The organism is Flavobacterium anhuiense, from assembly GCF_001705175.1.
Taxonomy (GTDB): Bacteria; Bacteroidota; Bacteroidia; order Flavobacteriales; family Flavobacteriaceae; genus Flavobacterium; species Flavobacterium anhuiense.
Genome location: NZ_CP016907.1, coordinates 1,813,727 through 1,826,522 on the forward strand (window position 1 = coordinate 1,813,727; position 12,796 = coordinate 1,826,522).

The window sequence follows — 12,796 nt, forward strand, 5'->3', positions numbered from 1 at the left end:
TTTATTTTATGTTGAAAATCTGCTCTAAAATTTTAATAGTAATCAAATAGGTTGGTTTTACACCAGTAGTTCCCAATCCGCCTGAAGCTAGTGTACTTCCGGTTTCCAGAGGATTATCTGAAGCATAATAAGCATAGCGAACTTTGATATCATGCGGAACACTTTTTCTAATTTTAGATGCTGATTGAATCGCTTTTTGGTAATAAGATCCTTCCATTTCAAGTCCAATTACTCCCCAAGTTGATTCGTGGAAGAATTTCAATAAATCTCTGTTTTGCAATGAAGTTCCAAGAACTGTCACCATTGCTCCTTCGTAAATATCAATATCATTTCCTTCAAACATGGCGCCTGTCAATTCATTTTCGAAGAAATAATTATCAGCTGTTCCTTCATTGATATGTGCTGTTGGAATCATGATATCTCCTTTTCCGCCTTCTAAAATTCCAGCTTTTCCCATAATCGAAACCGATTTTACATTCAATAAAGTTTCTTTCTTGAATGGTTTCAAAAGCTCGTCAATAGTTTCATAAGCCTGCTCACCAAAAGCATAGTCCATTACAATTAGAACTGGTTTTTCTTCGCCTACATTAGCATGTGAAAAAGCTGTTTTTGACCAGTCAATTTTGGCTGTATCAAAAATCTGAACGTCAATATTGGTTCCTGAACAATCTGGCAGCGAAATCATTCCGTTCTTTAAAGCTAAATCTTCTACTTGAGCTCTAATTTCTTTTGATCCTGAACCGCTTAATTCTTCATAAATAAAGAAATCTGTTTTTCCTTTATATTTTGTTTTTAACAACGGCGTTGCAAAAATCGAATTCATCACACTGTGCATATTCGCACTAATTACATGAATTGGTCTTTTTAGCAAATCGTTTGCTTTTAGAACTTCTTTAATATTTGTTGCCCAAATTTCTCCGTGAATATGGTGTCCTAATCTTTCGCGCAAAACTGGACTAAAAGTGATGGTACGCTTGTTGTTTTCAACAATTTCTTCAATCGCAAGTTTTCCTAACCAATAAATTACATGCAGGAAACGATCCGGTGCAGTTTCAGAACCAAATGAATCGTAAATATCTAAAACTTCTTCAAATGTTCTAGCCAAAATATTTGCTACGTGAGAAATTGCTTTTTCTTTTTCTACCAAAGTAAGCTTTTTGGTTTGCATAACAGCTTGTTCCAGTTTCTGCCAATCACGCGAAACTTCTCCTCCATCATCAATTAAAACTCTATTTTTAATTTTATGAGATTCAATAAAAATGAAAGTCAAATGTGTTAAGATATCATAAATGTCAGAACGTCCGCGAGTAATCTCAACGTTCATCTGTTCTTCGTCGATTCTGTAGCAGTTTCTTCTTCTTTTAGGAGGAACGATTGGCTGGAAATGCGATTTAGAATATCCTTCGTCTGAAGTTAAATTAATAAAACGGCACTGTTCAATTCCGATTGGAAGACGCTCAATTACATATAGAAGTCCGTTTAATTCTACTTTTTCTTCGGCTATATTTCCATAAATCTCTGGACGCAAAGCCAATAATGATTCGCGTAAGCTGTCGCCAGAAACCCCCATTGGTTTGTAAAAACCACGGTTGAATAAATGGCGCATTGTAATGTACATTTTTTCTATCGCTGCAGAAGATTCTTGCGCTCTAGATCTTGATATATGTTTAGTTTCTTTCATGTCTTTTGTATTTTAAAAATCATCTTCATTTTTAAAGAAGATGTAAATATTTCGATAAACGAAAGTAGGAAATATTAATATTATTTCAATCGAAAACTAAAAATGTGATTTAATTATAACGTTTATTTCAAATTAGGATTTACCATCTGTTTTAAATTTATCCTTTGCCCAATTTTCTGGATTTGAAACAATGTAATCAGAAATTCTTTGATATTGATTATTGTCTCTAATGATATTGTCATAAAATAATTTTTGCCATTGATGCGTGTATCCCAATCTATTGGCGTGTTTTGTTACAGCAGATTTATATGATCCAACAATTGACGAAATGGTGTTTTTTCCAATGTTTTGAAAACGTTTTAAACCTGGTTTTTGAAATTCGACAGGCGACGACGTTTGTAACATTTGTATTGATGGTAGAGACAGGGCATGCCCTGTCTCTACATTATCCATATTATCAACATTTACATTATCCAATTGTTTATCGATAATCAAAATTCCGTGAATATGATTTGGCATAACCACAAAATCACCCAATTCAACATTTTTGTGGTGCTTTGGAATTTGATGCCACAATAAATCGGCAATAATTCCGACATGCGATAAAATCATTTTATTATTTTGAATTTCTCCAAAATAATGTTCTCTGTTTTGTGTACAAATTGTTATAAAATAGGCTCCACTCCAACCATAATCCCACCATTGAGCTCTAATTGAAGAAATACGATATTTATTTTGAAACTTTCCTTGACTCATTTAATTTTCATTTACTTATCCATCCTAATTCATCTGAATAAATAACTGCTTAATCTTGGAAATATTATTTCATTTTGTAAGATTATCCGCAATATCCCTATTATTTGATAATCTCGGAATTTTATTCTGTCCGCCCAATTTCCCTTGCGATTTCATGTAATCTTGAAATCCGTTTTTAGAAACCTTTGTAATGACTACTTTTCTTAAAACATTTCCAGTAATTAAATCGTCGTAATAAATATTCTGCTTACGCATTGAATTATCAATCGTTTCAGCAAAAGCTTCCATATTTTCAGGTTCTTTTTCAAACTCAATCAGCCATTCATGGTAGGGTAAACCGCTGGCAGGCGTAATTTGCGGTGCTACTGTAAACTCGTTTATTACAATATTTGTCGCATTTACAGCTTCTTTCATCGCATTTTCGACTTCATTGGCAATAACGTGTTCTCCGAAAGCAGAAATATAATGTTTGATACGTCCAGAAACTATAACACGATAAGGAGCCAAAGATGTAAACTGGACGGTGTCACCAATATTATAACGCCAAAGTCCCGCATTGGTAGAAATAATCAAAACATAGTTCACTCCTACCTCAACTTCACCAATGGTGTAGACTTTCGGATTTTCATTAAAAAATTCATCTGCTTTTATGAACTCGTAGAAAATTCCAGAATTCAAAAGTAGTAACATTCCTTTTTCTTTCTGCGAATCTTGGTACGCAAAAAATCCTTCAGAGGCAGGAAACAATTCGATACTATCTACTTTTTTACCTATCATCTGCTCAAATTTAGCACGGTAAGGTTCGTAATTGACACCGCCGTAGATAAACAGATTAAAGTTTTTAAATATCTCACTAATCTTTTTACCGCCACTTTTTTGCTGTAAACGTTCAAAATACATCTGTACCCAAGACGGAATTCCCGAGATAACCGACATATCTTCTTTTATTGTTTCGTCTACAATAGCATCTACTTTGGTTTCCCAGTCTTCTATACAATTGGTTTCCCAAGATGGCATTCTGTTTTTCTGGAGGTATTTAGGAACAAAATGTGCTACAATTCCGGAAAGACGGCCGAATTTAATTCCGTATTTCTCAGTCAAGATGGGACTTCCTTGTAAAAAAATCATTTTCCCGTCAACAAAATCGGCTTTTCCAGTTTCGTTAATATAATGTAGAATGGCATTTCTGGCCGCTTCTATATGATAAGGCATTGATTCTTTGGTAAGCGGAATAAATTTCGCCCCCGAAGTCGTTCCCGAAGTTTTGGCAAAATATAATGGTTTCCCTTTCCATAAAATATCTGATTCTCCTTTTACAACCTTATCAACATAAGGTTTTAAATCTTCGTAATCCCTTACAGGAACTCGTTTCTGAAAATCTTCAAAAGTTTTTATCTGATTAAAATGATGATCTTTTCCAAATTCGGTGTTTTGTGCATTTTCAATCAGATTTTTAAAAATCTTTTGTTGCGTTTCAACAGGTTTTTGAGCCCATTTTAGTGTTTGTTTATATATTTTTCTGGCAAATATTTTTGCCGCAATTGACTTAATTGACATTTTCAGTGGTATTATTTTTTATCACTTTTCTTTTTGTCTTGAGATTTAGCCTTCAGTTCTTTTTCTGTTTCGGCTACATCTTCTCTCAGTTTTATTTCAGCATCAGATGCTTTCATATTTAAATCTGAAGCATCTTCAACAGATTCTGATAATATTGAATCTTTATTAAATTTTGAATATTCTAATTCGCCTTTTAAGACTTTCTGAATCCCTTTTATATAAGCTTCATTTTGTCTCAAAGCCGTTTCTAAAGAATCTGATTTAATGGCCAGTTTAGTAGCATTTCGTTTCAATTCTGTAGAAGAATATCCAGGGATAAATTCGCGAAGGGGCGTAAAAGCAATGATAAAAGTAGTAACCAAAATTAGAAATATTCCTCCTAAAGTAAACGTTACAAAGACATTCATTAAAGTAAGCCTAAAAGAAAATATTTCTTCAAAAGTGTCTTCATTTAAAATTACTAACCGGTTTTTAATGAACAGTTTTTTTCTAAAATTCTTTTTCTTTTTTTGAGTCATTATCCTTCTTTATGCTAGCAAATATAATAATTAATCAACATGATATTTATTCGAAAAATTACTTGAAGAGCTATAATTTACGATTTTATAAAATATTTAACGCGGTCTAATACGAATATTTTAAACTAAAAATACTTCTATTTCGTATATTTCTATATACCTTTGCGGAATAATTAAGAAAAATAATTTGCTTCGGCATTAAATATATTAGTCATGGGAAGATTAGGTCTTACAGAAATCCTTGTTATCGTAGGTATTGTGATATTACTTTTTGGAGGTAAAAAAATTCCAGAATTAATGAAAGGTTTAGGAAGTGGAATTAAGGAATTTAAAAACGCTGCTAAAGACGATCAACCTGCTGCTTCTAAAAAACAAGAGGAAGAAACAAAATAAGAAATTCGAAAAAATTAAAATCCCAGATTACAATGTAGTCTGGGATTTTTTTGTTTGTTCCAATTGGAATTTGGAACTTTATTTTTGAAATTTAAAGTATCATCGTCAACTGAATTCTCTTTCTATCTTCATCAACCTCAGTCACTTTCACATCGACATGCTGATGTAATTTCACAACTTCGTTTACATCGCTTACAAACCCAGCTTTTAACTGAGAAATGTGAACTAAACCGCTTTCTTTGATTCCGATGTCAACAAAACAGCCAAAGTTGGTTATGTTATTAACAATTCCCGGTAATATCATTCCGGTTTTCAAATCTTTGATTGATTTTACGTTTGCATCAAATTCAAACACCTTGGCCGACTTTCTTGGGTCCAATCCTGGCTTTTCAAGCTCTTTTATGATGTCTTTCAGCGTCAATAAACCAATTTCAGGCGTAACATACTTTTCGGGCTTAATAAGCGCTGTTTTCTCTTTATTGGCAATTAATTCATTCAAAGAAATATTCAAATCCTTAGCCATCTTTTCAACAACAGGATAAGCCTCTGGGTGCACGGCCGAATTATCCAGCGGATTTTTAGCATTTGTAATTCTAATAAACGCTGCTCCTTGCTGATATGCTTTATCTCCAAGACGAGGCACTTTTTTCAGCTGTTTTCTGTCTTCAAAAGGTCCGTTTTCAGAGCGGTATTGTACAATGTTTTCTGCCAGCTTCTCCCCGATTCCACTTACATAACTTAATAAGTGTTTACTTGCTGTGTTGATATTAATTCCAACCGAGTTTACGCAACGAATTACCGTGCTGTCTAATTCTTCTTTCAATTTAGTCTGATCAACATCATGCTGATATTGTCCTACTCCAATTGCTTTAGGATCAATTTTTACCAATTCGGCCAACGGATCTGAAAGGCGTCGCCCAATAGAAACTGAACCACGAACTGTTACATCATAATTTGGAAATTCTTCTCTCGCAATTTTTGAAGCAGAATATACCGAAGCTCCCGCCTCAGAAACCACAAAAACTTGAACTGGTTTGTCAAACGCGATTTTTTTGATAAAAAATTCTGTTTCGCGAGAAGCCGTTCCGTTTCCAATAGAAATGGCATCAATTTGATAAGCATTTACCATCGAACGGATTTTTTTTATCGCCATTGTTTCCTCGTTTTGAGGCGCGTGTGGATAAATCGTTTCGTTGTATAATAAATCCCCTTTTTCGTCCAGACAAACTACTTTACAACCGCTTCTAAATCCTGGATCGATTGCTAAAATACGCTTTTCTCCCAACGGCGGAGCCAATAACAACTGACTTAAATTGTTAGCAAAAACCTGAATTGAATTCGCATCTGCCTTGGCTTTTGCTTCTTGCAACGTTTCATTTCCAATTGCTGGATTCAGTAAACGTTTATAACTGTCCTCAATCGCTAATTGCAAATGAGCTGTTGTATTATTTTGTTTTTTAATGATGATTTCGTCAATTACATCATATGCGTCGTCGATATCAACATCAATTTTCATTTTGATAAAACCTTCATTTTCTGCACGCAACATTGCTAATAAACGGTGCGCTGGCGCTTTTGTCAACGGTTCTTCCCAATCAAAATACTGGCTGAATTTCTGTGCTCCTTCTTCTTCGGCTTTCTTTTTAACCACTTTTGTAGCAATAGTCGCTTTTCGCTGAAACAATCTTCTTAATTGTTTACGAACATAAATATTTTCGTTAATCCACTCGGCTACAATATCTCTTGCGCCTTGAATAGCGGCTTCTTCATTAATAACATTTTCATTAATATACTGAGTCGAAATAAAATCGATATCAACATCACTTTCAGATATAATCAATTTAGCCAAAGGTTCAAGACCAAATTCGCGCGCTACATCGGCTTTTGTTTTTTTCTTCTTTTTGTATGGAAGGTAAAAATCTTCTATTTCTTGTAAATCAAAACTGTCTTCAATTTTTTTCTTCAAATCTGGCGTAAGCGCTTTTTGCTCTTCAATAGATTTTAAAACGGCTTCTTTACGTTTAATAAGTGTATCATAATCTTTTTGAAGTTTTGCAATCTGCTCAATTACAGTTTCATCTAGATTTCCGGTTGCGTCTTTTCTATATCGCGAAATAAACGGAATCGTACAGTCCTCTTCTAATAATTTAACTGTGTTTTGAATACTGACTGCGGGTGCCTGAACAGACTTGGCAATGAATTGAATATTAGTCATACTTTTAATGAAATGATTTTCTTACTTAAAAATGATATAATTTACTTGTTAAAGCGTTTCTGCAAAATAGTAAATCATTCGGCTAAAATAATATCTTTGTTTTTAATTTTAAGCCAATGGAAGTTTTATTACTATATTTTTTATTTATAAACATTCTCGTTTTTATTTTCGCGGGATATGACAAATCTCAAGCCCGAAAAAATAACCGACGTATTCCCGAAAAAACCTTGTTTCTCATGGCTCTAACCGGTGGATCGCCAGGGTTATTAACAGCGATGTTATTATTTAGACATAAAACGAGTAAAACTTCATTTATTGTAAAGTTTGCTGTGATTTTACTAATTCAAGTGGCTCTTATACTTGCTTATGTAAATTATAAAAAGTAGATATTAACATTGTTGATAACTAAAAAATTACATTTTAAAATACTGAATAATAAACACTTAAAATAAAAAACCGAGCAAATTAAAAATCGGCCCGGTGTGGTTTATGAATAGGTGCGAAGCACCGAATTTTTTTGATTTTTTATGCGCAAGCAATTTTATTCACTCTATTTTGGTGTCTTCCGCCTTCAAAAGCGGTATCAAGGAATGTTTCAACGATTTCAACAGCTTGATGAATAGAGGTAAACCTTGCTGGAATACTCACAATATTGGCATCATTGTGTAAACGCGTCAAATACGCGATTTCTTTAGTCCAGCATAAACCAGCTCTCACTTTCGGGTGTTTATTAACAGTCATTGCGATTCCGTTTCCGCTTCCGCAGATTACTATTCCAAAATCAGCTTTTCCTTCAGATACATCATTGGCAACTGGATGTCCAAAATCTGGATAATCTACAGAAGCATCAGTATCTGTACCGTAGTTAGTTACTTCATATCCCCTAGCTTTAAGCATTTCAACAATTGCTTTTTTATATTCTGGTCCTGCGTGGTCGTTTCCTATCGAAATTTTCATTTTTCTATACTATTAAGTTGTGTTATGCAAATTTACTCAATTAATAAATGGTTGCCACGAATTACACTAATTTTCACAAATTTTTTTCTTTCAAATACTATATAAACATTCCAATATAAATTCGCGTCATTCGTCAAATTAGTGATAGAAAAATAAGAATCATAACTATCTTACTGTCAAAACCTTATAGGTTATTAACAATTTTTATAACTCTATAACTATCTCACAATCAATGAAGAATAAACAGAATATTTGTTAAAATTTTGAGGTGTTAATAGGAGTTTGTAATTGCTTGATATTCAATTAACTTTAAGTTAACAGAAAATGTTAATAAGTTCGAAAAGAAAATTAGAAGTTTTTTTTGGTTGTTTTCAAAAATTTCATAATCCAAAACTGAAATTAAATATGCAAGAAAAGTTTCGTGAATTTTTGGAAAAGTTATCAATATCAAAAATACCATTTTCAACAGAAATCAACATATCAACTTATCTACAAAATCAATTCAATTTTGGTTGTCAACCGTTGTTAATTAAAATACAAAAAGTCTTATAAATTAATCATTTAACCAAAAATAACTATGTTGATAACTCAGAATAAATAAGTAAAACGAGATTTCAATGGCTTCAAAAAAAAAATTATTCGACATATTAACAAGCTATAATAACAACCAAATTTTTTTAAATTTTAAAAATTCTTTTTTGTTGTATTTAATATATGTTGAAAACTAAAAAAGTTGAAATTGAAAAAATTTGATTTTAGTTTGAATTTTATTCTGATTTGAAATTGATTTTTGAATTTTTGTTTCAGACGATTTTAAGCGGATTGTTGAGATTGTCTAGAATTTGCTGGACTTCTTCGAAATCGTTTGGATGGACTTTGAGTTTGATTCCGCCCAGAGCAGCCGAGTATAAGGGAACGACTGAGAGCGTCATTTCATTTTCGAAAAAATAAGGGATTCCTTCTTGTTCCAGTAAGTGTTTGAGAACTACGGTTTCGTGCAGATAATTGAATACGGCGATCGTTTTAAAGCTTTCCATATTAGGTCTTTTTGTAAATGTACGAAAAGTTATAATTTTAATAATTCTATTTGTTAAAATCTGTAATCTGATTTCTTATTCGTAATTTTAAACCTTATTAGAAAAGATATATGAGTAAGAAAATTAGAAAGCCGATAAAAAAAGAGAAAGATTTCTCTGGGAAAATCCTGAAGATTTTATCGCAAAACGCTAATAAGCCATTCAATTACAAACAGATAGGAGCAAAGCTAGAACTTGATGATACCAAAAGCAGAAATCAGATTATAAAAGATCTAAAGATTCTGGCGGCTCAGAAGAAAATCATAGAAACAGAACCTGGAAAATACTTAGTAAAAGCAATCAGCCAGGATTACTACGAAGGAACGATAGATATGACGAGCAGAAAAACGGCATATTTTATTTGTGACGAGTTTGAAGAAGATGTTTTTATTCCGACCAATAATTTGAATCGTGCTTTAGATAAAGACAAAGTAAAAGTTTACGTTTATAACAGAAGAAAAGGAAAAAGACCTGAAGGTGAGGTAATTGAAGTTCTTGAAAGAGATAAAACAGAGTTTGTAGGTGTAATAGATATGCAGCCTAATTTTGCTTTTGTTTCTACTGCAAATCCTAAAATGTATACCGATATTTTTATTCCAAAAGATAAAATTGGTGAAGCCGAAAATGGAGATGTAGTTTTAGTGAAGATTGAAGATTGGCCAAAAAGAGCAGATAGTCCGTTTGGATCTGTAATTCGAGTTTTAGGAAAACCTGGAGAGCATAATACTGAAATTCATGCTATTTTGGCTGAATATGGTTTGCCAGCAGATTTTCCGGTAGAAGTAGAGGTTTTTGCACAAAAATTGGATACATCAATTCAGGAATCTGAGATTGCAAAACGTCGCGATATGCGTGATACGCTTACGTTTACGATAGATCCAAAAGATGCCAAGGATTTTGATGATGCCTTGTCTTTCAAAAAGTTAGAAAATGGAAACTTCGAAATTGGAATTCATATCGCCGATGTTTCGTATTATTTGGAAGAGGGAACCATCCTTGATGATGAAGCGTATCAAAGAGCCACTTCGGTTTATTTGGTAGATAGGGTAGTGCCAATGCTTCCAGAAGTATTGTCTAACTTTGCTTGTTCGCTTCGTCCGAATGAGGAGAAATATACGTTCTCAGCAATATTTGAAGTTTCTCCAACGGCGCAGGTTATCAGCCAATGGTTTGGAAGAACTGTAATTTATTCCGATCAGCGTTTTGCTTATGAAGAGGCTCAGCATATTATTGAAACAAAAGGAAATAATACAATTCCAGTTGATGTTTCTATTACTGGAGAATCTTATGTTGTATCCGATGAAATTGTTGAAGCGACTTTAAAACTAGATGAATTGGCTAAAATTTTGAGAAAGAAAAGAATGCAGCAAGGCGCTATTTCTTTTGATAAAGTCGAAGTGAAATTTAATCTTAACGAAGAAGGAGAACCAGAAGGAGTATATTTTAAAATATCAAAAGATGCCAATCATTTGATTGAAGAATTTATGCTTTTGGCTAATAGAAAAGTAGCAGAATACATTGGAAAACAGAAGAAAACCTTTGTTTACCGTATTCACGACGAACCAAATGAAGATAAGTTAATTGCAATGCAGACTGTAATTGCTAAGTTTGGTTATAAAATTGATTTTAGAACAAAAGGTGATATAGCAAAATCTATAAATGCTTTAATGGAAGAAGTTAGCGGTAAGAAAGAACAAAATCTTATTGATACTCTTGCTATTAGAAGTATGAGTAAAGCCAAATATTCGACCGATAATATTGGACATTACGGTTTAGCTTTTGATTATTATAGCCATTTTACATCGCCAATTCGTCGTTATCCAGACGTAATGGTACACCGTTTGCTGCAATATTATTTGGATGGAGGTGCTTCTGTGGATGAAGAAGCTTACGAAACCAAATGTCTGCATTGTTCAAACATGGAAAACTTAGCAACAAATGCTGAGCGTGACAGTATCAAATACATGCAGGTTAAATACATGCAAGATCATCAGGAAGAAGAATTCCTTGGTGTTATTTCTGGTGTGACCGAATGGGGAATTTATGTTGAAATCGTTTCTAACAAATGTGAAGGAATGGTAAGAATCAGAGAGATAAAAGAGGATTACTATACTTTTGACGAAAGGCAATATGCATTGGTTGGAGCAACTTCAAATCGTTTACTGCAGTTAGGAGACGAAATTTATGTGAAAGTTAAAAATGCCGACTTAGTGAAAAAACAATTGGATTTTCATTTTTTAAGACGAGCAGAATAAATATTAATTTAAAAATAAAAGTATGAAAAAGCTAATTATAGGAGCAGCAATTTTATTTGTACAAATGTCTTTTGGTCAAGTTACCAAAGAGTTAGGTGATTTTGATACCGTGAAAGTATTTGATAAATTAAGTGTAAAACTAGTTCAAGGATCTGAAAATAAAATTGTTATAAAAGGTACTAGAGAAGCAGAATTAGAAGCTGTGAACAAAAACGGTATTTTAAAGCTAAGAATGCCTTTTCCAAAATTGCTGTCAGGAAATGATCTTGAAGTAACTTTGTATTACAAACACATCGAATTGATTGATGTTAATGAAGGAGCAGAAGTAAAAAGCAGTGAAGCTATAAAAGCAACTTCTTTTAAAGTTAGTGCTCAGGAAGGCGGTATTATTAACGTTGATTTGGATGTTGATAAGCTAAAAGTAAGCTCAGTTTCTGGAGGTAAAATTACATTAACAGGTAAAGCTGCCAACCAAGATGCAAGTTTAGGGGCAGGAGGATATTTACTAGCAAGTAAACTTAGCACGTCTCAAACTACTGTAAGCGTTTCTGCGGGCGGAAAAGCCGATGTTAATGCTTCAACCCTTGTTGATGCAAAAGTGAGCGCAGGAGGCTCTATTTACATTTATGGAAAACCAAAGCAAATAAACCAGAAAACAGTTTTTGGCGGTAAAATAGAAGAAGTAAAATAACAAGTAGTAATTGATGATTAACGATATTCTAGCGGGACTTCCTTGGGGACTTGTTCTTAGTTTTATGGTAGGTCCTGTATTTTTTGTTTTATTAGAAACCAGTATTACAAAAGGATTTAGAGCTGCACTTGTTTTTGATTTAGGGGTAGTATTGGGCGATATTTTCTTTATTGCTATAGCTTATCTAGGAAGTTATAGATTGATTTCTAGTTTAAAAGACGATCCAGCACTTTTTATTTTTGGAGGAATAATTATGCTTACTTATGGTATTATTTCGTTTGTAAAGCTAAAGAAAGAAGAAAAAATAAACGATGAAGAGATCGACCGTGATATTCTGAAAAGAAATTATGGCAGTTTGTTTGTAAAAGGTTTTTTATTGAACGTTATCAACATTGGTGTTCTTGGTTTTTGGCTTGCTGTAATTATTTCTGTTGGGCCAAAATTAGATATGCAGACTTCAAGAATGATGACATTTTTTACTGCTGTAATCATCACTTACTTATTAATTGATTGTGCTAAGATTTTATTAGCCAAACAGTTAAAATCAAAAATGACTCCGAATAATATTCTTAAAATTAAAAAAGGAATTAGCGTTGTTTTAATGATTTTCGGATTTGCGTTAGTAATTCAAGGATGGTTTCCAAAAGAAAAAGAAATGGTTAAAAATGCTTTCGAAAGAATAGAAAAGAAGTAGTTG

12 protein-coding genes are annotated in these 12,796 nt (G+C 33.0%); 5 read left to right on the top strand and 7 right to left on the bottom strand.

The features are described from left to right. Position 1: 1 nt before the first annotated feature. The 4 genes from BB050_RS07785 to BB050_RS07800 form a co-directional block, all read right to left on the bottom strand. Positions 2-1,681 carry a DUF6909 family protein gene (locus BB050_RS07785; RefSeq protein ID WP_066033180.1) on the bottom strand — a complete coding sequence of 560 codons (1,680 nt, stop codon included), beginning with the start codon at positions 1,679-1,681 and terminating at the stop codon, positions 2-4. A gap of 132 nt (positions 1,682-1,813) precedes the next feature. After that, positions 1,814-2,437 carry a transposase gene (locus BB050_RS07790; protein WP_066033181.1) on the bottom strand — a complete coding sequence of 208 codons (624 nt, stop codon included), beginning with the start codon at positions 2,435-2,437 and terminating at the stop codon, positions 1,814-1,816. Between the two features lie 69 nt (positions 2,438-2,506). After that, complete coding sequence (locus BB050_RS07795; RefSeq protein WP_066033182.1) at positions 2,507-3,994, bottom strand: GH3 auxin-responsive promoter family protein; 1,488 nt, start codon at positions 3,992-3,994, stop codon at positions 2,507-2,509. An 11-nt stretch (positions 3,995-4,005) separates the two neighbouring features. Further along, the gene (locus BB050_RS07800; RefSeq protein WP_008465791.1) at positions 4,006-4,512 is read right to left on the bottom strand and encodes a hypothetical protein; all 507 of its coding nucleotides are present in this window, start codon (positions 4,510-4,512) and stop codon (positions 4,006-4,008) included. Positions 4,513-4,725: 213 nt separating this feature from the next. Here BB050_RS07800 and BB050_RS07805 point away from each other — a divergent pair, with 213 nt between their 5' ends. Further along, positions 4,726-4,905, top strand: coding sequence for a Sec-independent protein translocase subunit TatA/TatB (locus BB050_RS07805; protein ID WP_008465789.1), 180 nt, complete (start codon positions 4,726-4,728; stop codon positions 4,903-4,905). 91 nt (positions 4,906-4,996) lie between these two features. On the opposite strand, the gene BB050_RS07810 is transcribed toward BB050_RS07805, so the two are convergent. After that, positions 4,997-7,120: a Tex family protein gene (locus tag BB050_RS07810; RefSeq protein ID WP_066033183.1), complete on the bottom strand. Its 2,124-nt coding sequence runs from the start codon at positions 7,118-7,120 to the stop codon at positions 4,997-4,999. A 116-nt stretch (positions 7,121-7,236) separates the two neighbouring features. Here BB050_RS07810 and BB050_RS07815 point away from each other — a divergent pair, with 116 nt between their 5' ends. Continuing rightward, a complete protein-coding gene (locus BB050_RS07815; protein ID WP_066033184.1) occupies positions 7,237-7,506 on the top strand; it encodes a DUF1294 domain-containing protein in 270 nt (89 codons plus the stop codon). Positions 7,507-7,645: 139 nt separating this feature from the next. Here the strand turns inward: BB050_RS07815 and rpiB are convergent, their stop codons facing one another. Together rpiB and BB050_RS07830 are read right to left on the bottom strand one after the other, a co-directional pair. Next, complete coding sequence (gene rpiB / locus BB050_RS07820; RefSeq protein ID WP_008465784.1) at positions 7,646-8,077, bottom strand: ribose 5-phosphate isomerase B; 432 nt, start codon at positions 8,075-8,077, stop codon at positions 7,646-7,648. An 803-nt stretch (positions 8,078-8,880) separates the two neighbouring features. Then, positions 8,881-9,114 carry a putative signal transducing protein gene (locus tag BB050_RS07830; RefSeq protein WP_008465783.1) on the bottom strand — a complete coding sequence of 78 codons (234 nt, stop codon included), beginning with the start codon at positions 9,112-9,114 and terminating at the stop codon, positions 8,881-8,883. Positions 9,115-9,224: 110 nt separating this feature from the next. On the opposite strand from BB050_RS07830, the gene rnr reads away from it, so the two are divergent. Genes rnr through BB050_RS07845 form a run of 3 tightly spaced genes read left to right on the top strand, consistent with a single transcriptional unit; the run spans position 9,225 to position 12,793 of the window. After that, the gene (gene rnr, locus BB050_RS07835) at positions 9,225-11,408 is read left to right on the top strand and encodes a ribonuclease R (protein WP_066033186.1); all 2,184 of its coding nucleotides are present in this window, start codon (positions 9,225-9,227) and stop codon (positions 11,406-11,408) included. Positions 11,409-11,430: 22 nt separating this feature from the next. Further along, complete coding sequence (locus BB050_RS07840) at positions 11,431-12,099, top strand: head GIN domain-containing protein (protein WP_066033187.1); 669 nt, start codon at positions 11,431-11,433, stop codon at positions 12,097-12,099. Between the two features lie 13 nt (positions 12,100-12,112). After that, positions 12,113-12,793 (top strand): LysE family translocator, encoded by a 681-nt coding sequence (locus tag BB050_RS07845; protein WP_008465780.1) that lies wholly within the window; start codon positions 12,113-12,115, stop codon positions 12,791-12,793. Positions 12,794-12,796: the final 3 nt, after the last annotated feature.

What these genes read in the sequence shown, in the direction of transcription:
- BB050_RS07785 (WP_066033180.1), bottom strand. Translation starts at nt 1,681, where the DNA reads ATGAAAGAAACTAAACATATATCAAGATCTAGAGCGCAAGAATCTTCT.
- BB050_RS07790 (WP_066033181.1), bottom strand. Translation starts at nt 2,437, where the DNA reads ATGAGTCAAGGAAAGTTTCAAAATAAATATCGTATTTCTTCAATTAGA.
- BB050_RS07795 (WP_066033182.1), bottom strand. Translation starts at nt 3,994, where the DNA reads ATGTCAATTAAGTCAATTGCGGCAAAAATATTTGCCAGAAAAATATAT.
- BB050_RS07800 (WP_008465791.1), bottom strand. Translation starts at nt 4,512, where the DNA reads ATGACTCAAAAAAAGAAAAAGAATTTTAGAAAAAAACTGTTCATTAAA.
- BB050_RS07805 (WP_008465789.1), top strand. Translation starts at nt 4,726, where the DNA reads ATGGGAAGATTAGGTCTTACAGAAATCCTTGTTATCGTAGGTATTGTG.
- BB050_RS07810 (WP_066033183.1), bottom strand. Translation starts at nt 7,120, where the DNA reads ATGACTAATATTCAATTCATTGCCAAGTCTGTTCAGGCACCCGCAGTC.
- BB050_RS07815 (WP_066033184.1), top strand. Translation starts at nt 7,237, where the DNA reads ATGGAAGTTTTATTACTATATTTTTTATTTATAAACATTCTCGTTTTT.
- rpiB (WP_008465784.1), bottom strand. Translation starts at nt 8,077, where the DNA reads ATGAAAATTTCGATAGGAAACGACCACGCAGGACCAGAATATAAAAAA.
- BB050_RS07830 (WP_008465783.1), bottom strand. Translation starts at nt 9,114, where the DNA reads ATGGAAAGCTTTAAAACGATCGCCGTATTCAATTATCTGCACGAAACC.
- rnr (WP_066033186.1), top strand. Translation starts at nt 9,225, where the DNA reads ATGAGTAAGAAAATTAGAAAGCCGATAAAAAAAGAGAAAGATTTCTCT.
- BB050_RS07840 (WP_066033187.1), top strand. Translation starts at nt 11,431, where the DNA reads ATGAAAAAGCTAATTATAGGAGCAGCAATTTTATTTGTACAAATGTCT.
- BB050_RS07845 (WP_008465780.1), top strand. Translation starts at nt 12,113, where the DNA reads ATGATTAACGATATTCTAGCGGGACTTCCTTGGGGACTTGTTCTTAGT.